This is a genomic window from Paenibacillus sp. HB172176 (assembly GCF_011947265.1).
Taxonomy (GTDB): Bacteria; Bacillota; Bacilli; order Paenibacillales; family Paenibacillaceae; genus Pristimantibacillus.
In genome coordinates this window covers 97580-119370 of sequence record NZ_JAATHD010000013.1, presented here as the reverse complement: position 1 = coordinate 119370, position 21791 = coordinate 97580, and the positions used below count along the sequence as shown (strand labels likewise).

Annotated in this window: 18 protein-coding genes; 8 read left to right on the top strand and 10 right to left on the bottom strand. The window is 52.8% G+C overall.

The features are described from left to right. Nucleotides 1-759 precede the first annotated feature (759 nt). The 3 genes from HFP08_RS17150 to HFP08_RS17140 form a co-directional block, all read right to left on the bottom strand. The gene (locus HFP08_RS17150; RefSeq protein ID WP_168121828.1) at nucleotides 760-1617 is read right to left on the bottom strand and encodes a class II fructose-bisphosphate aldolase; all 858 of its coding nucleotides are present in this window, start codon (nucleotides 1615-1617) and stop codon (nucleotides 760-762) included. 408 nt (nucleotides 1618-2025) lie between these two features. Further along, entirely contained in the window at nucleotides 2026-3513 is a 1488-nt protein-coding gene (locus HFP08_RS17145) for a protein adenylyltransferase SelO (protein ID WP_168121827.1), read from the bottom strand. A 232-nt stretch (nucleotides 3514-3745) separates the two neighbouring features. After that, the gene (locus HFP08_RS17140) at nucleotides 3746-4087 is read right to left on the bottom strand and encodes a hypothetical protein (protein ID WP_168121826.1); all 342 of its coding nucleotides are present in this window, start codon (nucleotides 4085-4087) and stop codon (nucleotides 3746-3748) included. 364 nt (nucleotides 4088-4451) lie between these two features. Here HFP08_RS17140 and HFP08_RS17135 point away from each other — a divergent pair, with 364 nt between their 5' ends. From HFP08_RS17135 to HFP08_RS17120, 4 genes are read left to right on the top strand one after another with little or no spacing between them, the layout of a single operon-like run. Beyond that, entirely contained in the window at nucleotides 4452-4853 is a 402-nt protein-coding gene (locus HFP08_RS17135; protein WP_168121825.1) for a GntR family transcriptional regulator, read from the top strand. Then, on the top strand, nucleotides 4846-5535 hold the full coding sequence (locus HFP08_RS17130) for an ATP-binding cassette domain-containing protein (protein WP_168121824.1): 690 nt from the start codon (nucleotides 4846-4848) through the stop codon (nucleotides 5533-5535). Before HFP08_RS17135 ends, HFP08_RS17130 begins: the two co-directional genes overlap by 8 nt. Then, nucleotides 5532-6377: a hypothetical protein gene (locus HFP08_RS17125; RefSeq protein ID WP_168121823.1), complete on the top strand. Its 846-nt coding sequence runs from the start codon at nucleotides 5532-5534 to the stop codon at nucleotides 6375-6377. Before HFP08_RS17130 ends, HFP08_RS17125 begins: the two co-directional genes overlap by 4 nt. 24 nt (nucleotides 6378-6401) lie before the next feature. Next, a complete protein-coding gene (locus tag HFP08_RS17120) occupies nucleotides 6402-7661 on the top strand; it encodes a hypothetical protein (protein WP_168121822.1) in 1260 nt (419 codons plus the stop codon). Between the two features lie 73 nt (nucleotides 7662-7734). Here the strand turns inward: HFP08_RS17120 and HFP08_RS17115 are convergent, their stop codons facing one another. The 5 genes from HFP08_RS17115 to HFP08_RS17095 form a co-directional block, all read right to left on the bottom strand. Then, nucleotides 7735-8715 (bottom strand): FecCD family ABC transporter permease, encoded by a 981-nt coding sequence (locus HFP08_RS17115; RefSeq protein WP_168121821.1) that lies wholly within the window; start codon nucleotides 8713-8715, stop codon nucleotides 7735-7737. Then, nucleotides 8712-9740, bottom strand: a complete 1029-nt coding sequence (locus tag HFP08_RS17110) for a FecCD family ABC transporter permease (protein ID WP_168121820.1) — start codon at nucleotides 9738-9740, stop codon at nucleotides 8712-8714. The genes HFP08_RS17115 and HFP08_RS17110 overlap by 4 nt, the downstream gene beginning before the upstream one ends. Beyond that, nucleotides 9741-10709: an ABC transporter substrate-binding protein gene (locus HFP08_RS17105; protein WP_168121819.1), complete on the bottom strand. Its 969-nt coding sequence runs from the start codon at nucleotides 10707-10709 to the stop codon at nucleotides 9741-9743. 107 nt (nucleotides 10710-10816) lie between these two features. Next, nucleotides 10817-11623 (bottom strand): AraC family transcriptional regulator, encoded by an 807-nt coding sequence (locus HFP08_RS17100; protein WP_168121818.1) that lies wholly within the window; start codon nucleotides 11621-11623, stop codon nucleotides 10817-10819. Between the two features lie 121 nt (nucleotides 11624-11744). Next, a complete protein-coding gene (locus HFP08_RS17095) occupies nucleotides 11745-13259 on the bottom strand; it encodes a DHA2 family efflux MFS transporter permease subunit (protein ID WP_168121817.1) in 1515 nt (504 codons plus the stop codon). A 227-nt stretch (nucleotides 13260-13486) separates the two neighbouring features. Between HFP08_RS17095 and HFP08_RS17090 the strand changes: the two genes are divergently transcribed. Continuing rightward, nucleotides 13487-14050, top strand: coding sequence for a TetR-like C-terminal domain-containing protein (locus HFP08_RS17090; RefSeq protein ID WP_168121816.1), 564 nt, complete (start codon nucleotides 13487-13489; stop codon nucleotides 14048-14050). A 144-nt stretch (nucleotides 14051-14194) separates the two neighbouring features. Then, on the top strand, nucleotides 14195-14881 hold the full coding sequence (locus tag HFP08_RS17085) for a Dph6-related ATP pyrophosphatase (protein WP_168121815.1): 687 nt from the start codon (nucleotides 14195-14197) through the stop codon (nucleotides 14879-14881). Nucleotides 14882-14885: 4 nt separating this feature from the next. On the opposite strand, the gene HFP08_RS17080 is transcribed toward HFP08_RS17085, so the two are convergent. Next, entirely contained in the window at nucleotides 14886-19406 is a 4521-nt protein-coding gene (locus tag HFP08_RS17080) for an AAA family ATPase (RefSeq protein ID WP_168121814.1), read from the bottom strand. A gap of 194 nt (nucleotides 19407-19600) precedes the next feature. Here HFP08_RS17080 and HFP08_RS17075 point away from each other — a divergent pair, with 194 nt between their 5' ends. Both HFP08_RS17075 and HFP08_RS17070 read left to right on the top strand, forming a co-directional pair. Beyond that, nucleotides 19601-20326 (top strand): hypothetical protein, encoded by a 726-nt coding sequence (locus tag HFP08_RS17075; RefSeq protein WP_168121813.1) that lies wholly within the window; start codon nucleotides 19601-19603, stop codon nucleotides 20324-20326. Nucleotides 20327-20498: 172 nt separating this feature from the next. Beyond that, complete coding sequence (locus tag HFP08_RS17070) at nucleotides 20499-20963, top strand: hypothetical protein (protein ID WP_481856580.1); 465 nt, start codon at nucleotides 20499-20501, stop codon at nucleotides 20961-20963. A 495-nt stretch (nucleotides 20964-21458) separates the two neighbouring features. Here HFP08_RS17070 and HFP08_RS17065 read toward each other — a convergent pair whose 3' ends face one another. Then, nucleotides 21459-21737, bottom strand: coding sequence for a hypothetical protein (locus HFP08_RS17065; protein ID WP_168121811.1), 279 nt, complete (start codon nucleotides 21735-21737; stop codon nucleotides 21459-21461). Nucleotides 21738-21791: the final 54 nt, after the last annotated feature.

Here is a 21791-nt window from a genome sequence, read left to right as displayed (position 1 = left end):
TTAGAAGATTTTCGGAGTGTAAAGGTCGCATTTGACCGTTAAAGCAGAAATAGTAGATGAAACCTTTCAATACCTTCTCTTACGTTCAATGATGAGGCTGTCGATTAACTGCGGACTGGGTTGCAGGGTTAGTTTCCAGCGCTGCAGACTCGGATGACGCTCCGGCTGGCGCTCTTGCGCTGCTTACCTTCGTTGCAGCAGCTTCAAAAACAGAACCGGCTGAGCTGTTCTACAAGTTGGTGATTCATAGTTAATCAACATCCTCAATTATGACCGTTATCCTTCACACCTTGGACAAATGGCCACACGCTCCCTCACGAATCCACAATAAATCACAGCCTCGAAAATGTCCGTTACAGTTGCAAGCGTTCATTCCTTCCAAACGAAATTTTATAAATTCTAGTATTCATAAGAAAAACGCCTGACGGCGTCCTTGGAAAACAGTAATCTGCTCTAACGGACATTGGGTCACCTTAAACTGCTTTTTTCGCTGCCTATTTTCTCTAACGGACATTGGGTCACCTTAAACTGCTTTTTTCGCTGCCTATTTTCTCTAACGGACATTGGGTCGCCTTAGCGATTAAATCGAACGAATAATCGACGTGATTAGTCCGCTAAGCGGAACAAATGTCCGTTAAAAATCTGAGCTGGCTCATACGAGCTTCTAAAGGTCGAAAATGTCCGTTACAGTTGCAAGCACAAAAAACTGCCGCAAGCCAACCGATGTTGGACGCGGCAGTTCTGATAAAAAATCGTTTATTAAGCTTTGTTGTTCGAGCCGAATTCGCGCATTTTGCCGATAACAGTTTGTTTGATCGCTTCGCGGCCCGGAGCCAGGAATTTACGCGGATCATATACTTCCTGATCATTTGTCAGGATTTCGCGAGCAACCTTCGTGAAGTTGATTTGGTTCTCTGTGTTCACGTTGATTTTCGCTGTTCCCAGAGAAATCGACTTCTTGATGTGCTCAGTCGGAATTCCTGTTCCGCCGTGCAGTACAAGCGGAAGCTTGATGGTTTGGCAGATTTCTTCCATTTCCTTGAAGCCAAGGTTCGGTTCGCCTTTGTAAGGACCGTGAACGGAGCCAAGAGCCGGAGCCAGGCAGTCGATGCCAGTGAGTTCAACCAGCTTGAAGCATTCTTGCGGATCCGCGTAGATAACGCCGGAAGCTACAACATCATCCTCTTGTCCGCCGACTACGCCAAGCTCAGCCTCGACAGAAACGCCTTTCGCATGCGCGTATTCAACAACCTTCTTCGTCGTTTCCACGTTCTCGTCGAATGGATGATGGGAAGCGTCGATCATAACGGAAGTGAAGCCGGCATCGATAGCCGCTTTGCACTTCTCGAAGCTGGAGCCATGGTCGAGGTGAATCGCAACCGGAACAGTGATCTTCATCTCATCGATCAAAGCGCCGACAATCGCTGTTACAACCTTGAAGCCGCCCATGTAACGAGCCGCGCCTTCGGATACGCCCAGGATTACTGGAGATTTCTCGGTTTCGGCTGCATCCAGAATTGCTTGCGTCCACTCCAGGTTGTTAATGTTGTACTGACCTACCGCATATCCTTCTTTCAGCGCCTTGTTAAGCATGTCCTTCATTGATTCCAAAGCCATATGATAATCCTCCTTTGAGTGTTACTACCGATGTTCTTAGCTGCTGTGCTGCCCAAGTTCTGCAAGTGATGCTGCCCTCGCCTTTATCTCCATAAAGCTTAGAGACAGCTTGGACACTTTATTATACTACTTCACGCGCTCCGATTTCCACAATGCCCTGAAGGAAAAGCTCACAATATTGTAATTAAACCATAGTAGCACGCGGTTTTCCACCCTTAAATTTCGTCAAATTCCATAGCGATCTGATGTACGCGCTTCCATTTATTCTCGTGACTGAATCAGCAGAGAAACGCCGCACGCAGAGAACTGCGCACGGCGCGAGACCTTTAGAGACGTTCCTTCAAGTCTGATGCAGATATCCAATGAACAGCGCCGCTCTTCGGCAGTGCTGTTTGTCCAATTGCAGAGTCAGGTCCCGCAATAGGTGCGGTACGGGCGATCCGCCTTAGGGGGCAGCTCGGCAAATTGCGCCTGCTCCGGCGAATGGGCGTACGGCTGCTCCAGCGCAAGAAGAAGCTTGTGCAGCACACTGTAGTCGTCGTCTTCCTCGGCTGCCCTCAGCGCCTCCTCCACCCGATGATTGCGCGGAATAAGAGCGGGATTGCTGCTCTTCATGAGCTGCAGCGACGCTTCCTTGTCCTCCTGCTGCTTCTCAAGCCTCGCCTGCCGCTTCACCAGCCAAGCGGCGAAAGCTTCCGAGCCGAACAGATCGAAGCCGCCCAGCTCCACCGCTTCGCCCATCAACCGCAGGAATGTATTCGTGTAATCCGCTTTATGCTCCTGCATCAATTGCAGCAACTCCGTGACCAATGCCTCATCCTCGGACTGTTCGCCGAACAAACCAAGCTTCGCCCTCATCCCCGCCAGCCAGTGCCTGTAATAGAGCTCTGCGAATGCGGCCAACTCATCCTCCGCCAGCTTCACCGCCGCATCTTCGTCTTCATGCAGAAGCGGCAGCAGCGCTTCCGCGAGCCTCGCCAAATTCCATGCCGCGATCTGCGGCTGATTGCCATAAGCATATCGGCCTTGCCTGTCGATGGAGCTGAACACCGTCGCCGGATCATAGGCATCCATGAACGCGCAAGGACCGTAATCGATCGTCTCTCCGCTAAGCGCCATGTTGTCGGTATTCATGACGCCGTGAATGAAGCCTGCAAGCTGCCATTTCGCAAGGAGCGCGGCCTGGCTGCAAATGACGGACCTGAGCAGCGCTAGCGCGTCATTCTCCCCGCTTGCCGCTTCCGGATAATGCCGTTCCAGCGTGTAGCTAGTGAGCGCCCGCAGCAACTCCTGCCCTTCGTCTGCATTCGCCGCGAATTGGAACGTGCCCACGCGGATGTGGCTGGCCGCCACTCGCGTCAGCACCGCGCCTTGCAGCTCGGACTCGCGGAACACCGGCTCGCCCGTGGCCGCCACGGCAAGGCTGCGCGTTGTCGGAATGCCTAGCGCGTGCATCGCCTCGCTCATGATGTATTCGCGCAGCATCGGCCCGAGCGCCGCCCGTCCGTCGCCTCCGCGGGAATACGGCGTGCGGCCGCCGCCTTTGAGTTGAACGTCGAAACGCTCTCCCTTCGGCGTCATCTGTTCCCCGAGCAGCACCGCGCGGCCGTCGCCGAGCATCGTGAAATAGGCGAATTGATGCCCCGCATAGGCCTGCGCCAGCGGCAGAGCGCCCACCGGCAAGCGATTGCCGGCGAAAATCTCAGCTCCTTCGGGGCTCTGCAGCTTCTCCGGGTTCAAGCCGAGCCCGGCGGCCAATTCGGCATTGAACAGCACAAGCTTGGGCGAACGCGCCTTCGCGGGCTCCTGCAAGGTGAACAGCTTCTCGGGCAGCCTTGCATAACTGTTGTCGAAATGCCAGCCTGACTCTTCATGTTTTTGAGCGTTCGTAGTCATCATTCATCCTCCGTATCCGTTCCAAATTTCAGTCCTGTATTTCATATTGCTTGCAATGTATCATGATTGGCGCAAGGAAGCAAACCGACGTATGCCGCTGCGCGGTTCAGAATATAACGCGCCCTGATGTTAGGCCAAGAAGAGAGCAGGGATGCGGAATCCAGGGAAGAAGCCTGAGTCGGAATCAGCGAAGTAGCCTGAAGCAGGCTCCGATGATGGAGCTCATCAAACTCTAACGAAGACTCAGAGGCTGTCGATTAACTGTGGACTGGGCTGCAATGCTGATTTCCAGCGCTGCAGCTTCGGAGGGCGCTCCGACTGGCTCTCTAGCTCTGATTTCCAGCGCTGCAGCTTCGGAGGGCGCTCCGACTGGCTCTCTAGCTCTGATTTCCAGCGCTGCAGCTTCGGAAGACGCTCCGACTGGCTCTCTAGCTCTGATTTCCAGCGCTGAAGCTTCGGAGGACGCTCCTACTGGTACTCTAGCTCTGATTTTCAGCGCTGAAGCTTCAAATGCGGAACTGGCTGAGGTGTTCCATAAGCAGGTGATCCACAGGTAATCGACAGCCTCACTCACAGCGTTAAACACCTCCTGTCGCCCATTTGCGTAATTCTAACGAAGAATCATCACGCTATTGCGGCGAAGAAAGCTTCCTTTCGCTCATGAAACGGCAAATAAGCATATAGATCTTCGTTCGTTTTGCTAATCATGCTGAATCATGGGCAATAGCGATATAACAATTCGTTAGCCTTCCAAATTCTTCATTTGCCTCCTCTAATGGAATAACTTGACAACCAACTGTATCGCCTGCATAATACAGAAGTGTATTAACCAGACAGTACAGTGCGGAGGAGATAGAGACAGAGGACAATTCCGCATTGTGCTCACCCAAGCCTATCGTCACATGCACGAGAGACGAGCACGAATGAGAGGTCATGCTATGAGCGCGAATGAAGAATGGGCCGTGATTTCATTCAATAATCGGGATCCCGTCTACTTGCAGGTGGTGCGCCACTTCAAAGAGCGGATCGCGACAGGCCTGCTGCTGCCGAATCAGACGATTCCATCGAGACGGGAGCTCGGAGCCTTATTGAAGATCAACCCGAATACGGTGCAGAAGGCGTACAAGGAAATGGAGGAGCAGCAATTGATTGTAACGGAACCTAATTCGCATAGCCGAATTACGAGCGATGCGGAGCTGTTAAGCCGAATCAGAATGGAGCTTGCGAGCGAAGCCGTGCAAGTCTTCGTGACAGCCGTCCGCAAAATCAATATCGGCGTCGATGAGCTTGTGGAGCTGGTGCGGAGAGAATATGCGGAAGGAGGCGAGCGCCATGATTGATGTTCTTCATATTCGCAAGCGATACCGGCTGCGCCATGTGCTAAGAGATGTCTCCTTTCAAGCCGAAAAGGGTCAAATCACCTGCTTGATCGGAGTGAACGGCGCAGGGAAATCGACCATTCTGAAGGCCATTATGGGACTGACGCCGCTGTCTGGGGGCCATATCACCATTGACGGTCAGAAATTGACGCCTTCCATATATGAGAAAATTGCCTTCGTGCCCGATCATCTCACCATGCCGCTTGGCATGCGAATTGGAGAGGCGCTGCAGTTCATGGACGACTTCTACGACAGCTGGAATCCAGCTCGCGCCGAAGAATTGCTTCGCTTCTTCAAGCTGGACGAGCGGGCGCGCATCGGAAGCTTGTCCAAAGGCATGGCCGCGAAGCTCAATCTACTGCTCGGCCTTGGTCAAAATGCCGATTACATCCTGATGGACGAGCCGTTCTCGGGTATCGACCTGTTCACAAGAGAGGTCATCGCAGAGGCATTCACCAGCGATCTGATCGACGGGCGCGGCGTCATTATGACGACGCATGAAATCAACGAGATCGAGCATCTCATGGACCGAGCGGTGCTGCTGCAGGACGGCGAGGTTCGCATGGCGTTCGATTGCGAGGAAATGCGAAGCGAGCAAGGCAAATCCGTGGTCGATGTGATGAGGGAGGTGTATTTGGCATGAAGAGCTATTTGAAGCTTGTACAAATGGAGCTGCATCGTTTTCGATGGATTCTGCTTGCGCTTATGGGCTTGACGGCTGCTGTCCAGATCATTGCAGTGATTTGGAAGACGAAGCAAGGATTGGCGGTTCAGCTTGACGCAATGAACCGAATCAAGGACACAGTCAATTCCTCTACTAAAATCGATGTTGATAAGCTAACCTTCGATTGGGTTATCTTCAGCACACCAAAGCCGTTCATTCTTGTCATTCTGGTCAGCATAGCCGCCCTGTCCTTCTATGTCTTCTTCATCTGGTATCGGGACTGGCTCGGCCGCTCGACCTTCATCTACCGCTTGCTGATGCTGCCTGCGGCAAGAATGAATCTATACTGGGCCAAGCTCACCTCGCTCCTCCTTCTCGTCTTCAGCATGCTGTCGTTTCAGCTTGTCTTGCTGCCGATCGAAGGCTGGGTGTTCAAGCTGCTTGTTCCATCCGTTCAGCGTGCGGATTCGCATATTGTAGACGTGATCAGCCGCAATCAGCTTTTGCCGATGCTTTTTCCAAGAAGCTTTGAACAATTCATCTATTTCTACGGCATGGGAATGACAGCCGTCATTGCGGTTTTCACGGCGATTCTGCTGGAGCGGAGCTATCGCAGGATCGGCATATTGTATGGAGTGACGTATCTGATTGTGTGCTTGGGTCTCATCTTGTTTCCCGTGTCCTTGCTGGAAACCATGTTCGGAACAGGCTATTTCTTCGGCACCGAAATTTTCATGATGGAGCTGTTCATGTTCCTGCTCGTCCTTGGGCTGTCGCTCTGGCTCGGGAACCGGCTGCTGTCGAAGAAGGTTACCGTATGAGCTGTATGAGAAGGAGGTTTAAGCATGCTGCGATATAGAAGCGTGAAGCGCTATGGGTTAATCCTGCTGCTGTTCGTGCTGGCAGTAAGCGGTATAGGATACTATTATGCGATTGGTAGAACGGACTATATGCCTGAATACAAGCTGGAGCTTGTGCAAGGCAGCACCTCGGAAGGTGAAGCTATTATAATACCCGGAGATTATTACTTATCCGGGCATTCTGAGCATTTAACCATAACAGAAGAGGGAACAGAATTCTCAGCACTAACTCGAAATCAGCGCACATCCATTACAAATCGAGAGGAATTTATGTATTCCTATCTGGGGATGGAGGATCTTCTCGAGAAGCATCGCTCGTTCTTGCGCGGCAAGAAAAGAGGTATAGGGGGATTTTATCGAGATGAGAAGCAGACCGTATATAGCGAAGTTCAAGTAAAAGGTTCCGAATCCTCCGCTCCCAAAGCGAAGTTCGCAACCAGTATTTTGGATGAGGAGACAGGTAAGTCAAGAGAGCTGCATACTAGCTTGGATGTGCCGAAAGGAACCGTGGAGATGAATGTCTACGATGTCCAGTTGCTCGAATCCAAGATCTTTATCCTTGTGTACGTACGCAACAAACCATCTCAAGAATACAGTTATCATGTATATGCCTTCGACGAGAAGAACGGCGATTTCGTGGAAGATACGAAGCTCAACTTATGGGAGAATCGACATCGCGACGATACCCTTCCAAGACAGCTCTCCACCGATATCATCACCATGCCCAGCGAGCGTATCTATTTCCAGGTTAGCGGCAGATCAGTAGGAAGAAAGGAGGAAGAATATGTTTACTATTCCTACTCCTATCTCACAGGAGAATTGAAGGAATTGCAGAATGAGACTTGGCAGGAAGCCTATGTGAATCCGAATGACAGCATAAGTAGATTCGACTTTCGATTCGTGAACAATCTTCAGACCGACTACTTGTATCATGCGAAGCAGACCTCGACCCAGTTACAGGTTTCACGCATGGATTTGGCAACTAACGATGTTGACGATGACTACCTGTCCATATCGGCGAAGAAGCTAGGCTCGGATGAAATTAATGATGTAAAAATTTCTGGCGAACGTATTTATTTGCTGACGCATACCGATGGTATCCCTGGCGCATTTGTTCTTGATTTGATGAACGGTAATATCCTGTATCAAGGTAAGGTTGTGAAAACGGGAGGCAGCCGGCAATCTAACGAAGAAGCGTCCGAGCAACTTCATGTCATAGATCTTTCGCTCTATTCCACCTTCTGAGAACTGCAACAAACAGAGCAAGAGCTCGGCCTATCGGGACCGAGCTCTTGCTCTAAATCAATGCGTCACTTCTTCAGCCCGACTTCCTCTGCTTCCGAAGCAGATAGATAAAATAAGGCGCGCCAATGACAGCCGTCATAATACCGACCGGCACCTCTCGCGGAGCAATTACCAAGCGGCCGACCAGATCGCCGAGAAGCATCAGATTCGCGCCGAGAAGCGCGGACATGGGAATGAGCCACTCATGGCGGCCTCCAATGATGCGCCGGGCCAGATGCGGAGCGATTAATCCGATGAAGCCGATGGCCCCGACCGCCGAGACGGAGATGCCCGCCATGGCTACGGCAAGCAGCATGAGCCAGAAGCGCTGCTTCGAGACGGCAAGACCTAACGACGCTCCGGTCTCATCTCCGAGCAGGAATAGATTTAGTCTCGAATAGCGGCTCCATGCAAAAGGAAGCAGCAGCGCCATCCAGGGCAGAAGCGTCCGCACCTGCGTCCAGTCTCTGCCCCACAGGCTGCCTGACATCCAGAGCAAGGCCAGATTCACATTTGTCGGATGCGTCACGATCAGATATTGCGTGGCCGCTTGGAATACCGCGCCGATTGCAACGCCGACAAGAGCCAGCGCCGCAGGAGATAACGTCAGTCTGCGGCTTAGCGTCATCAGCAGGAAGAACGCGAGCACAGCGCCGCAGAACGCCGCAACGGACACCATGCCGCTTGGCGCTCTCGGGAAGAGGAAGAGCACCATCGCCGCAGCGAAGCCAGCTCCCTTCGTAATGCCGATGACATCCGGACTCGCGAGCGGATTGCGCACCAGACTTTGCAGGATCACACCGCCGGTCGCAAGGCCAATGCCGGCAAGAACAGCCGTAAGCGCTCTGGGCAAGCGAACCTCATGCACGATGAAATAGGCCGAGCTCCCCTTCTCCGCAAGTCCTGGCCAGAGGTCTGCAAACGGGATCGACACCGCTCCCCAGCTTAGCGAGAAAGCGAAGAGAAGGAGCAACACGGCAAGGGCCGAAGCAAGCGCCAAAACCTTCTTCTTCATGCTGCCGCTCCTCCTTTGCGCCGAGCCAGATAGATGAAGAACGGCGCGCCGAGCGCGGCCGTCACGATCCCGACCGGCGACTCGAAAGGAAAGGCGATGGCTCTGCTGAGCAAATCCGCGAATACCAGCAGCGTCGCTCCGAGCAAAGCAGTCAGCGGAACCAGCACCCTCAGCTCATGACCGGCCAGCCCCCGCGCAATATGAGGAACAATGAGACAGACAAAGCCAATCGGTCCGCATAACGCCACGGCCGAGCCCGCCAGCAGAACGACCAGAAGCATACAGAGCGCTTTGACCAGAATCAGGCGTTGCCCGAGCCCCGCCGCCACCTCGTCCTGCAGCAGCAACAGCCGGAAGGCGGGCAGCAGCAAAGCGGTCAATAAGAGCCCGCCGGCAAAGAAAGGCAATAGCAGCCGCGCTTCCAGCCATCCTGCCTGATTCACTGAACCGACCAGCCAGAACATCATGCTGTCCGTGGAATATTGATTAAGAATAATGGCTCCTTCTGTCAGAGAGGCCAACAAGAAATGCACGGTAATACCGGCCAAAGCAAATCGAATGACCCCGCCTCCTTGCGCGCCGCCCGCCAACGCCCAGACAAGCAGCGCTCCGCAGGCAGCGCCGGCGAAAGCGATGAACACCGACCCGATGGCACTGAGTCTGTCGAAAAGAAGCAGACTGAAGACAACGGCGAGAGCCGCGCCGGCATTAATGCCGAATACATGAGGGGAGGCCAGCGGATTGCGCGTCGCAAGCTGCGTAAGCAGGCCGGCGAGAGAGAGCTGAGCTCCTACCATGCAGGCCGTCAACGTTCTGGGCAGTCTTAACGTCTGAATGTAGAGATGCTCCTTCTCATGTCCTTGATACGTCAGCGCATCTATCAATATGCGCCAGGAAATATTCGCTTGCCCGTACTTCAAGCTCAGCAGCATGCCGAGCAGCAGCAAAGCGCCTGAAACGGCAAAAAGGAGGAGCAGAAACCGCGAACGGCGCTGCTTCCCCAAAGCTGGAATGGACGACCTCATCTATTTGGCTCCCAGCTCGTTCACGATATCCTCCGCGATCTTCTCGGAGCCGAGCATTCCTCGGGATAAAGACCAGTTGCGTCTCTCCACCGTATAGACCTTGCCCTGCTTCACGGCATCAAGCTCCTGCCACAATGGATTCTTCTCCCATTCATTCACGATCGTCACTTCCTCCGTCGGCATCAGGAACAACGCCTGCGGATTCGCCTCCACCAATTGCTCCAGCGTTAATTGCGGATAAGCCGCTTCATCGCTAATCGGATCCGTGAAGCCAAGCAACTTCACCATCGATCCGCTGTAGGAATGATTGGAATGCGCATAGAAGCCTTTGGGATTCACGACCGCCGGCAATACCGTAAGCTTCGCCCCTTGCAGCTTCTCCTTGGCATCGCCAATCAACGCTTCATGCTGCTCCAGACGCTTCCGTCCCTCTTCTTCCTTGCCCAGCGCTTTGGCTACAAGCATGAAGTTAACCAGCATCTGGTCATAGTCCGCCGTATAGTCGTCCAGCACAAGCACGGGAGCAATCGCCTTCAACTGATCAAGCGCATTCTTATGCTTGTTCACATCCGCAATAATCAAATCCGGCTTCAGCGTGCTAATCAGCTCGATATTCGGTTCATACCGCGAGCCCACCGACGTATAGTCGCCCAGAGCGCTCTTCACCGAATCCATGAAGAGACCCGCATCTCCGTCATCGGCGATGCCGACAGGCTGAACGCCTAGCGTCGCAACCATATCCGTAAAGCTGAAATCCATCGTTACGATTTTCTCCGGCGTCTGCGGCAGCGTTACCGTGCCGAGCGCATCTTCAACGGTAATCATGCCGTCCGACGTTTGCGGCGTCGCCGAGATCCCTCCATTATTGTTGTCATTTGCATCGTTCGAAGCTTGTCCACAGGCTGCAAGGCTTAAGACAATAAGCAATAGAATACCAAGTCGTGCTGAGCGGAACATCCATGAAGTCATTTTCGTTTCTTCCCCCTGATAATAATAATTATTCTCACTACAATGTATTTTAGCGACTTCTTCCCGCTCATTCCATATCATATCTTCAGATTGAACATGTTATATTATTAGATTTTCACCTGTTTTTCTTGAAACGATGTTGGCGAGCAGCCTTCTTCTTGCTTGAATACGCGGCTGAAATGAAAATAATCGGAATAGCCTACTCGCTGTGCGATTTCCTTGGCGCTGAGAGAGGTCTGAAGGAAAAGCTCCTTCGCCTTCTCTACCCGAAGCCTTCTCAAATATTGCGTCATGGTCAGCCCGGTGCGCGACTTGAATCGCACCGTATAATGACCTTCGCTCATGCCTGCCCTGCCCGCCAGAAGAGGCAGTGTCAGCTTCAGCATATAATGCTCCTTCATATAGGCAAGAGATTCGTCGATACCGTCCAACCTTGAAGCTTCCTGCTCCCGCAAGTCGGTTTCGTAGAGATAAATGAACAGTATTCGCTCGAGCATCAGCCTCATGCGGAAGCGCTGCGCGGGCTCCTCTCTCTCTGCAAAGCTGTAGTTCCCCTCCGCCATCCGCAGAAGCTCGTCCAGCATATATTTGATCTTCACCTCGCTCAGCGTGTATAACGGGCCCTGCAGCGACCAGCCTGCGCCCGCCGGAAGCAGCCGGTAGAAGATAACGAAATACTCCGCCTCCTTCGTTCGCGGCACTTGAAGCGAATACGGTCCCTCGCCCGGATGGCAAGCATAGCCTTGAGAGACCACGACAGCCTCCTCTCCGCCGCCCTTCCCTATAGTAAGTAAGCCGCTGCGCATCACAACCAGAGCATGCTGCTCCTCCTCCAATTGAAGGAGCTGTGTTTGATGAAAGATCTGAATGCGCTGAAAAACCGGAATAATCGACGCAAGCTGCTCGAAAAACATAGAATCCAACCTCCACCGAAATCGAAATGCCTCTTATTCCTCCATTATACCCTATTCCAAACCAAACAAGAGCGCTGCCCGCAGGGGGCAACGCTCTCCATTCTGCTATTCCTTGCGCCTATTATGAGCTCAGCGCGCCTTCCGTCTTCTTCGCGCCCGCCTTCGCGTCGCTTACGACGGGTACATCCTCTTCCTTGGCATGGGCTCTCTTGATGAAAAAAGAAAGCAAAAGTCCAACCATGCCGATGCCGATAATAACCATATAGGCATCATTAATGCCGCCGATTGTCGCATGTTGAAGCATCGCGTTCTGATCCATGCCGGACCCGGAGGTCGCCAGGTCCGTCATATGAGACTTCGTTCTGGTCGTCATGACCGTTACGAGCAGCGAAGTACCGATAGCGCCTGCCACCTGCTTGATCGTATTGGAGACCGCCGTGCCATGCGCGTTCAGCCTTGATGGAAGCTGGTTAAGACCCGCCGTCGTAATTGGCATGAGGAACATCGCCATACCGAAGCGTCTGCCGGTAGACATGAGCACCAGATACGCATAGCTCGTTGAATCGGTCAGATTGACGAAGCCGATCGTGGTCACGATCGTAATCGCCATGCCGATGATGGACAGCCATTTCGCGCCGAAGCGGTCGAATAATCTGCCGGTTACCGGCATCATGAAGCCCATTAGCAAGGCGCCCGGCAGCATGAGCAAGCCGGATTCGAGCGGCGTATAGCCGCGCGCGTTCTGCAGATAGAGTGGCAGCAGCATCATATCGGCGTACATAACCATCGTAACCGCGATATTGATGATCGTCGTCAGAGAGAACATATTGTAGCGGAACACGCCCATGTCGAGCAGCGGCTCCTTGCTTCTGATCTGTCTGATCGTGAACAACGCGAGCGCAAGCACGCCAACGATAAGCGATATAATGACTTCGGCGCTGGACCAGCCCTTCGTGCCTGCAATGCTGAAGCCGTAGAGCAGCATGCCGAAGCCGATAGTGGAAATAATAACACCTGCAACGTCAAGCTTGGGAAAGGTGCGTTCGGTTACATTTTTCAGATAGAAGAAAGCAATGATGGGAACGAGAACCGCCAGCGGCAGCATGCCGTAGAACATGACGCGCCAGGAGTAATGATCGAGCACATAGCCCGCCAAAGTAGGGCCGATCGCCGGAGCGAAGATGATCGCGAAGCCGACAAGCCCCATCGCTCCTCCGCGCTTGTCAGGAGGAAATACCGACAAGATCACGTTCATGAGCAGCGGCATAATGATGCCGGCGCCGGCGGCTTGGATCAAGCGCCCGACTAATAGAACCTCGAATCCCGGAGCAATGGCGCTAACAATTGTACCTGCCAGGAACAGCAGCATGGATGCGCCGAACAGCTCGCGTGTCGTGAATCGTTGCATGAAATAAGCTGTGATCGGAATCAAAACGCCGTTGACCAGCATATAGCCCGTTGTCAGCCATTGGGCGGTCGATGCGGCGATATCGAATTCGCGCATGAGCTCCGGAGTCGCCACGCTCATGATCGTCTGATTCAGCACCGCGATGAACGCGCCCAGAATCATGACGAAGAGCAGCGGTCCTCTCTTCACTGAAGCAGATGCTCCAGCAGATGATGATGTTGCTTGCATAACAGTCAGATCCTTTCTCAAAATAAATGGAGTTAATATACAATGTGTTGTATACTTTACTTATAGTCGCATTATACGCCTGTGACCCGCAGAGCAGCAAGCTACAGATGAGAAGAATCTGTCAGTTACTAGACAAATATGTTGAAATTGTCGTTCAAGTTATGTTTACTAGACAGTCTAGCCGAAAATGTAAACCTGCCCTTTCATTGGGCAAGACAGGAGGAGCCATGACGAATCGCGACCAATCGAATCAGTCAGATCCGCGTGTGCTGAGGACTCGGCAGCTTATACGCGATGCATTCATTGACTTGCTGGAGGAGACCGAACTGGAGAAGTTAACCGTCAATCGCATTGCCGAAAGAGCTACCATTAACCGGGTCACCTTCTACCTGCATTACAAGGATATCCCCGACATGCTGGACCGCATCGCCGATGATATTATCAATCAAATGTATGACGCGCTGCGCTCGGCGCCCAAAGAGCCTACAGCCGTGCTGGTGCGTCTGCTGGAGCATGTGCAGGAGAACACCAAGCTGTTCAAGCTGCTGCTGGTCACGAAGCGCGTGCCCGTTTTCACGGAACGGTTCATGTCCGTAACAGGCGGCCTGATCGCCGGCAAGATCGAGAATTACTTCAAGCGCACCGACAATCACGACATTCAAGCGGAAATCGGCTCTTGGTACCTAAGCTCGGCGATCATCGGCACGATTATTACCTGGCTGCGCCACGACACCCCCTACAGCCCGGAATATCTGGCCAAACAAATCCGCCTGTTGTCTCCGCAGTTGTAAGGAGTCGGCACTCGGCATCGCAGGCATCGCATTCCCTGCTGGCAGCTGCTGGAGCTGACATTTTGACATTTGATACGTCCATCAGATCGTCCTTGATTCTCAGGAGGAAACGGCAAAACAAACGGTATGAGAGGAGATTCTACTATGACAGTAACGAAGAATTGGAGGGAGCATGCCTGCGGCTTGCCATTCATCGCTTCCTACAGCGGAGGCAAGGACAGCACGCTTGCTCTCCATCTTGCGATGGAGGCCGGAGAGGCTACGGGACTCATCGTAATGCTTGAAGAGGAAGGAAAGCGTTCCCGCTCGCATGGCATGCCGCCCGAGCTTATTCGGGCGCAGGCTGAAGCTATCGGCCTGCCCGTGTATACCGCGGCTGCGAGCTGGGAAGATTATGAGCGAGAGTTCGCCAAGCTGCTTGAGAAGGCAAGGTCACTTGGCGCAGAAGCGCTGATTACCGGCGATATCGATATGCCCGAGGAGGGCTGTTGGCATGATCGCATGACCCAGGCTGCCGGACTGGAGCTTGGCATGCCACTATGGCGCGCCGATCACCTGGAGATCGTGAACACTTTCATCGACCTTGGCTATGTCGCGATTGTAGTGACGGTCAATCTGTCGCTCGGCATGACGGAGCAGGATCTCGGTCGCTCTTTGAACCGCGAATTCGTAGATGAGTTAATAGCACGAGACATCGACCCTTGCGGCGAGGGCGGGGAATTTCATACGACCGTCATCGACGGCCCGCTCTTCAAGCAGCCTATTCCCATTCGCAGACGCGACATCGTCAGGAATGGCGAATACGCCTTCCTTCCGCTTGAGCTGGAATGACCGTTCACTCAAGCAGCCCCAGCTCTCTTGCCCTGGCGACAGCCTGCGCTCTTCGTTTCGCTTGAAGCTTGCCGTAGATATTGACGCCATGGCTCTTGACCGTCCCTTCCTTGATATCCAGTCGAAGGGCAATCTCCTTATTGGACAGCCCGTCCGCCATGAGACGAAGAATGTCCAGCTCGCGAGCAGAGAGCGGCTCGATCAGCGGCTGCTGCATCGTCCACCCGGAATCGGAACTGGAGCTGTCTTCGAGCAGCGAGCCAGTCTCGACAGGCTCATCCCGCTTCCGCAGCAGCTTGAGATGGACCATACGCGAGAGAACGAGCTCCAGCACCTCTATCCGCTCCGCCGTAAAGGCTCCTGCGAGCAGATTATTTTCCAAATACAGCACGCCAATGCGATGATCGGTGTACACAATCGGGAGACATAGAATCGACTTCGGTCTCACAGCTTGAATGTATGCGCCCCAGGCAAAGGGGCTTTGAACGGCATTCGACAGCACTACCGCTTCTCGCGTTCGCAGCGCAAAGCGCACAACGGCGCCCGAGTACGGCATCGAGGAGAAAGCGGCGACCATTTCCGATTGCATCTCCACCGCTTCAACTCTCAGAGGGTTCATATTCTTCTCAGCTTCTATGCGCAACCCGTCTTCTCCTTGAATCAACATAACCGCTCGCTCCGCGCCGGCATTGCGAATAGCAAGATCGATGAAGCTATTGAGCAGATCAATCTCCTCGCTGGTCGTGATATCAATCTTTGAAACCTGACGAATCGTGCTCATATCCATTTCTTTTGCCAGAGATGGATCCGGATTCATGCCGGAAGGAAGAATAGGCTGCGGTTCCGACTCAAATCCAGGAGAACGAGGAGATCCCGCCGCCAGCCGCTTAGTCGCAGAATTCTCGTTCTCCCGCTTCAACACGAGCGCATCAAGAAACGGAAAGTCTTCCTTCAGACTCTGAACCTTGCCTGCCGCTCCCCAACGATAATAGGCGCGACAGGCATCGAACAGATAATCCTTCGCCTCCTTTACCCGCCTCATCTCCATGAAGCAGCGGCCCGCTCTCTCGCAAGCAATCGCCTCGTCCCGGCTGTTGTCTATCTGCCGCGCATAGGAGACTGCCGCGTCATAGTCCTTAACCGCCTTGGCATGATTGCCGTTCAATCTTGTAATCTCCGCTAGCATCAATCTATATTTCGCTTCCGTGCTTTCCGACATTACCCTCGACCAGCGCTTCATCCGACTGAACAGTTTCTTCCACAAGCTTCTATACCGAGCTCTCAAGGCTGTCGAAGCAGTCTCATAATCAGCCAGGGTTGAAAGTGCGTAATAGAAGTGTAAGCGTTGGTTGAATGACAGCATCGTTCCCTTCTCGTAATTCATGGCTTGCGCGGCAAGCTCGGCAGCTCGGGAATAATAGCCGAACAGGTAATAGACCTCCACTCTGCAGGTATAGTAATAAAGGATATTATGCTTCTGAGTATTGTCCGCCTTCAAGCCTTGCGCCAGCATATCCGCATCGAAATACTCGCTGTCGAAGACGAGCTCGGGTGCAGGCTTGTGTTGCAAGAGACGCACATACTCCTCGGTTAGATGAAGGACGCGCAACGTCATTTCGTCCAGGCCTCGACCTGCGTAATCCAAATTGCTTCGGCAAATTTCGCGTAGAGCCCTGAGATCATCGCTGGCTGTTATCACATGCGACGAAATCGAATAACAAGCGTAGACCATATCCCCGCCTTCCATGCTAAGCTTACTCGCCAGCAGAAAGTAGCGTTCCGAATCCTGTGGTCGGTTCAACTGCAAGATAAAGCCCTTCATGAACTGCATCTTTCCCTTCAGCAGTACACTATGAGACCGCTCCGCATAGTGAAGCGCGATATCAACCAAACGGAGAGCGAGCTTGTTGCTCTTCAGCATGGCGCATAACGCAATAGCATAAGAGCCGAGTGCAATGCAGAATGCGTCAGAGTGGCCCTGATTAAGCGACATTCTGACATACTTGGCGAACAGGATGACCGACAGCTCCTCATCTATAATAAATATAATTGAGGAAGATGCCATAACAATATCCGCGAGCGCTTTATGCATGGGATCATGATTAAGCGACATGCCCTGCAACGCGCGTTGATGTCTGGCAAGCGTCAATTGCGTCAAGCTGATCTCTGTCATGATGGACATGGTGGAGGATTTATCCGATATCCTCAGTCCGAATTCGGCCATCGCTTCAATCGCGATATGGAACGCTCTCCATTCCTGCTTCAAGTAAGCATACATCGTAATCTGAATAATGAAGATTCTTGCCCGTTCTGCCGGGGCCGTCGCCTGCAGCAGCATCTGCTCCAGAATCGATTCGGCCATATCCGCATTGCCGCAGAAATATTCGCATTCTGACCGTTCAAGCATCAGCTCGGCAGACAGAGTCTCATGAACGGAGGCGCTCCACTCTTCGAGCAGCTTGACTCCTGTCTTAAGAAGCGTCAAGGCGAGCGCGTAATCGGCAGATGTTTTCGCCTTCCTGCCCGCCTTTAGATTCAATGCTGCAAGTTGCTCGATTTCGTCCAGATCCGTTATTGCCGAACGCCCTAGATTCAGATGATGCACCGTCTCGAAGAGCCGATCATCCGTTTGTCCGTCCGTGGACCGGGAATCCTGAAGCAGAATCCGTCCGATCCTTAAATGGATCTGTATACGCTCTGCATCGGTAAGCAAATGATGCGCTGCCCTCTGAACCTGATCATGCAAGAAGATGAATCGATTCTTCTCGGTGGCGAGCAAGCCTTCATTCAACGCGGGCTGCAATTGCCGCTCCGTCACCTCGTCTTCCTGGGCGGCTATTATCGACAGCATGCGCAGATCAAAGGATAATCCGATGCAGCTTGCCATGCGCAAGACCTCGGCGGTGCCCGCAGGAAGCGCGCTCATCCGCCGCACAATAAGATCAGTCACATTCTCGAAGGCCTTCCGTTTATTGATCGCCTCCATATCCCACGCCCAGCGCCTCTCCTGCTTGCAGAAGTAGAGCAGACGCTCCTCATAGAGCAATTGCAGCATTTGCTTCAAGTAAAGAGGATTCCCGCCGGTCTTGCGATACATCGCTTCCGCCAAAGGCTTGACGCTGATCGGATCAGCATGCAGCAAATCCGCGATAAAAGCCCTTACATTCCTATAGTCGAGTCCATCGAGAGCGAGACGATGGACAACAACGACTTCCTCGGGAATTGCCTCCTCGAGCAGCTTCGGGAAATCTTCCCCTTCTTCACGATTACGGTAGGTTCCGAGCATAAGCAGATGCAGATGGCCAGCATCCTTGACGAAGGCCCTTAGCAGCCCAAGCGATGCCTCATCCGCCCAATGCAGATCATCGAACCACACCGTCAACGGATGCTGGGCACAGGCGAAAACTTTCATAAAGCTTCCGAAGAGCAGCTGAAACCGCTTGGTCGCCTCGGCGGGAGGCAATTCCGGCAGAGCCGGCTGCGGACCGATAATGAGCGAAAGCTCAGGGATCACTTCCGTCAGCAGGCTCCCGCTCTGACCCAGTGCACCCTGAAGCTTGTCTCTCCACTGACAAAGCGCGCTCTCTTCCTCGGTCAGCAGCCTGCGAGTAAGCTGGCGCATGACAGCATGAATCGCGGCATAGGGCGTTGATTGCTTCAATTGCTCGAACTTAGCCGCAGCAAAATAACCTCTATGCGGCGCAATGCTAGCCTGCAGCGCACGAATCAATGCGGTCTTCCCGCTGCCCGCATAACCGCTTAGCATGACCAGAGAGCTCTCGCCACTGCAAGCGCATTCATACGCGACGGTCAGCTTTTCAACTTCTCTCTCTCGGCCATACAGCTTCTCCGGCAGACGAAAGCCGCTTACCGCATCCGTCTCTCCGAGCTCGAAGCTGGACACATAACCAAACTGCTCCCATTCATCTCGGCAGCGTGTCATATCATCTATCAAGCCTTCTGCGCTTTGGTAACGCTCCTCCGGCGCTTTGGCGAGCAGCTTCATAATGATATCGCTTATTGCCGATGGCGTTCCGGGACTGAGCTTCTCCGGAGGAGTCGGCAGCAGCGCCATATGGGCGTAGATCCAGTCCTCTGCCGTACTCGCTGGAAAGGGAAGCTTGCCGGTCAACAGCTCGTACAGCAGAACCCCAGCCCCGTACAAGTCGCTCCGCTCGTCAGTCTTCCTTTTCATGCGGCCCGTCTGCTCCGGCGAAAGATACGCAAGTCTGTCGCGAAGCTCCTCTTGGGGCGAAGCGTCCAGGCTCCCGGAGTCCTGTCCAATCGGATGATCGATTGGCAGCAGAGCTATTTTGCCGGAGTCGACCACTACCTTCATATAGCGTGGGCTTACATTCATTCGAAGTAATCCGCGTTCATGCAATCGACCAATCTCTTCAATGAATGGCAATACAATAGAGAAGAAAGTGTGAAGAGATAGGGGGGACGTGCTCATTATCGTCTTTAACGGCGTCTCGTTGATCGTATCCAAATCCATTTGGCCTCCATCCGACGTCCATGTCATAGAAGCAGGGCTCCTTAGACCGCCCTGCTGTTATTTACTCATTATATATGAAGTTGCAGAGAGTCGTAATGGGACTTCTCCTAAAAACTGTACAATTTCTGAACATTCATTCTTTCTTTCTGCGATTGCAGCCTTTCGTTCTCGATGAATAGCTTCAAGCATGGAAGCCAATAATGGGGAATATCTCTGCCTGAATGAAAGGGGTGATCGCTATAAAAGCATCTATCTACATCATGCTGTGCCTGACCGGATTGCTGGTCTTCACGCACAGCGCATCCGCTGTTGATTTGGCATCCAAATCCGACAGCTCCATCCGTCAATTCGAGAAGCTGAGCGGGGGAGAGTTGGAGCTTGTCTATCATCCAGAGACGGGAACGCCTTCCCTGATCAGCGGCATACTGTCCTATCCGTCGCGGCATTCTCCCGAATGGATTGCCTACGAGTTTTTGAACAAGCATAAAGCCGTATTCGGTCTGCGCAAGCCAAGACATGACCTCAAGGTGACAAGCGTGGAAGAGACAGATGGAGGAACTCATGTCCACTTCCAGCATATGCTGTTCCGGAAGCCGGTGTGGGAGGACGGGCTGACCATCAGCATAAACGGGAATGGACAGATCGAGAAGGTCGAAGGAACCATTCATCCCCATCTGGAAACAAAGATGAACAAACGAGCCATGTACCCGGCAAAAACAGAGAATCAAGCCATTCGCAAAGCTTTGAGCGCCGAGTCAGAAACCTCCACCATGCTCAGAGAAGAGCCTTCGGCAGGTGCCTACTACCTGGCCTCGCGTCCCGGCACGCCTCTGGTATACGTTGTTAAGCTGAAGTATCGCGATTCAGCCGCCGACAAGAACGTCATCGTCCACTCGGTAACCGGCAAAATCATCGAACAACAAACAAAGCAGCCCCCGGCTTCTTAAGCGGCGGTTGCTTTGTTTGTTGTGCTGGACAGTGTCCGCAGCAGCAAACCTCATGCCGAGTATCGCACCAGGCTGCCGTGGAGAACCTCATGCCAATCTGCTATGGCAATCCTATTCTGCCAATCTGTTGCAGACTGCCATCATTCCTGTGCGCATTTAATACCGCGGTCCCATCCCGCTGCATGAGCGGCTTTCCACGCCAAGACATTACGCCCTGCAACTGAATCATAAGCATCTTCCGGAGATGAAGCGCTATTCAGGATTAGAATTGCCGCCGCTCTTCACTCCAATCGTGGGGAATTATTTTCAAAGCGACGCCGTATCCATCCCTCTGCTGCCAAGATTATTCGTGAAGAAGAGGGCTGCGAGAGATATTCAACAGCTATTGGCGGAGTATTATAAGGACGAGCGCTTTGTTCGCATTATGCCCTACGATTCCGAGGCTCATCTCGAGGATGGTTTTTTTAATCTCACGGCGTGCAATCAAACGAATCGGGTGGATATATTTGTATTTGGCCACCAGGATCAGGTGCTGCTCATCTCCAGATTCGATAATTTGGGGAAAGGCGCTTCCGGGGCTGCCATTCAGAATATGAATTTGATGCTTGGATTGGATGAAAGCTCAGGACTCGTCTAAACGATTCTTGTTACTAATCGAGCTCTTTGTGCGCAAACCTATCCTTCTTGGTCTTTAAAAACACACATCGCCCATTGCCTCCGCCGTCCACCTGGAAGCCAAATGAATATACTGGATTTTCTCCAGCATATGATCTCGAATCATCGTCCTCGCTTTAATAAACAGGAATAGCTCCCGTATATTATGTGCAATTCAGCAGTTGCAGCCTCAAAAGCCGAATTATACTGGAGGAAATCCAGCTTATCCTCGATTCTCGCACTTTTCGGTGAGATGTACGGGAGAAATTCCAGCTTATTCTTCACTCCGCCTTCACTCCGCCTCTCCCCACCCTCTCCCAACCACCTGCCTACCCACAAGTTGAACAAGCAGATTACCTTGGATTCAAAAAGACAGCCGACTCATAGGATGAGTCGGCTGCCGCTGTTTTGCATCGGGGCTTGCGAAGCAGCCCCTGTCGGTTAATCGGATAAATCCGTATAGCTCGCAGCCGATAAGTCAAACCCACTCGACCTTCGTCAATAAGCCGTGCTTCATCAGCGCGAGAATGAAATCCTCGTAATAATCCTGCCTAACAATGATGCGTGCCTTATGATTCTCATAGGCGTAGAACAAGACGTCGGTATAGACATCGTCATCCTCGAATCTGTCACGAATGAGCTTCAATTTGTCCCAAGCCTCCTGCTCGGGAACGCGTATGTCGAATTCCACGTCCGGATCGTTCGCGGATTCACCGATTTCGATGACGCTGTGATCATAGCTGTACATTAGCTTCATCTCTTCATCCCCCTTCCGCATTCTCTCACCATTTATATTTCCTGCTCTCATTCG

Coding starts and splice junctions, on each gene's coding strand:
- HFP08_RS17150 (WP_168121828.1), bottom strand. CDS start 1,617: ATGGCTTTGGAATCAATGAAGGACATGCTTAACAAGGCGCTGAAAGAA.
- HFP08_RS17145 (WP_168121827.1), bottom strand. CDS start 3,513: ATGACTACGAACGCTCAAAAACATGAAGAGTCAGGCTGGCATTTCGAC.
- HFP08_RS17135 (WP_168121825.1), top strand. CDS start 4,452: ATGAGCGCGAATGAAGAATGGGCCGTGATTTCATTCAATAATCGGGAT.
- HFP08_RS17130 (WP_168121824.1), top strand. CDS start 4,846: ATGATTGATGTTCTTCATATTCGCAAGCGATACCGGCTGCGCCATGTG.
- HFP08_RS17125 (WP_168121823.1), top strand. CDS start 5,532: ATGAAGAGCTATTTGAAGCTTGTACAAATGGAGCTGCATCGTTTTCGA.
- HFP08_RS17120 (WP_168121822.1), top strand. CDS start 6,402: ATGCTGCGATATAGAAGCGTGAAGCGCTATGGGTTAATCCTGCTGCTG.
- HFP08_RS17115 (WP_168121821.1), bottom strand. CDS start 8,715: ATGAAGAAGAAGGTTTTGGCGCTTGCTTCGGCCCTTGCCGTGTTGCTC.
- HFP08_RS17110 (WP_168121820.1), bottom strand. CDS start 9,740: ATGAGGTCGTCCATTCCAGCTTTGGGGAAGCAGCGCCGTTCGCGGTTT.
- HFP08_RS17105 (WP_168121819.1), bottom strand. CDS start 10,709: ATGACTTCATGGATGTTCCGCTCAGCACGACTTGGTATTCTATTGCTT.
- HFP08_RS17100 (WP_168121818.1), bottom strand. CDS start 11,623: ATGTTTTTCGAGCAGCTTGCGTCGATTATTCCGGTTTTTCAGCGCATT.
- HFP08_RS17095 (WP_168121817.1), bottom strand. CDS start 13,259: ATGCAAGCAACATCATCATCTGCTGGAGCATCTGCTTCAGTGAAGAGA.
- HFP08_RS17090 (WP_168121816.1), top strand. CDS start 13,487: ATGACGAATCGCGACCAATCGAATCAGTCAGATCCGCGTGTGCTGAGG.
- HFP08_RS17085 (WP_168121815.1), top strand. CDS start 14,195: ATGACAGTAACGAAGAATTGGAGGGAGCATGCCTGCGGCTTGCCATTC.
- HFP08_RS17080 (WP_168121814.1), bottom strand. CDS start 19,406: ATGACATGGACGTCGGATGGAGGCCAAATGGATTTGGATACGATCAAC.
- HFP08_RS17075 (WP_168121813.1), top strand. CDS start 19,601: ATGAAAGGGGTGATCGCTATAAAAGCATCTATCTACATCATGCTGTGC.
- HFP08_RS17065 (WP_168121811.1), bottom strand. CDS start 21,737: ATGAAGCTAATGTACAGCTATGATCACAGCGTCATCGAAATCGGTGAA.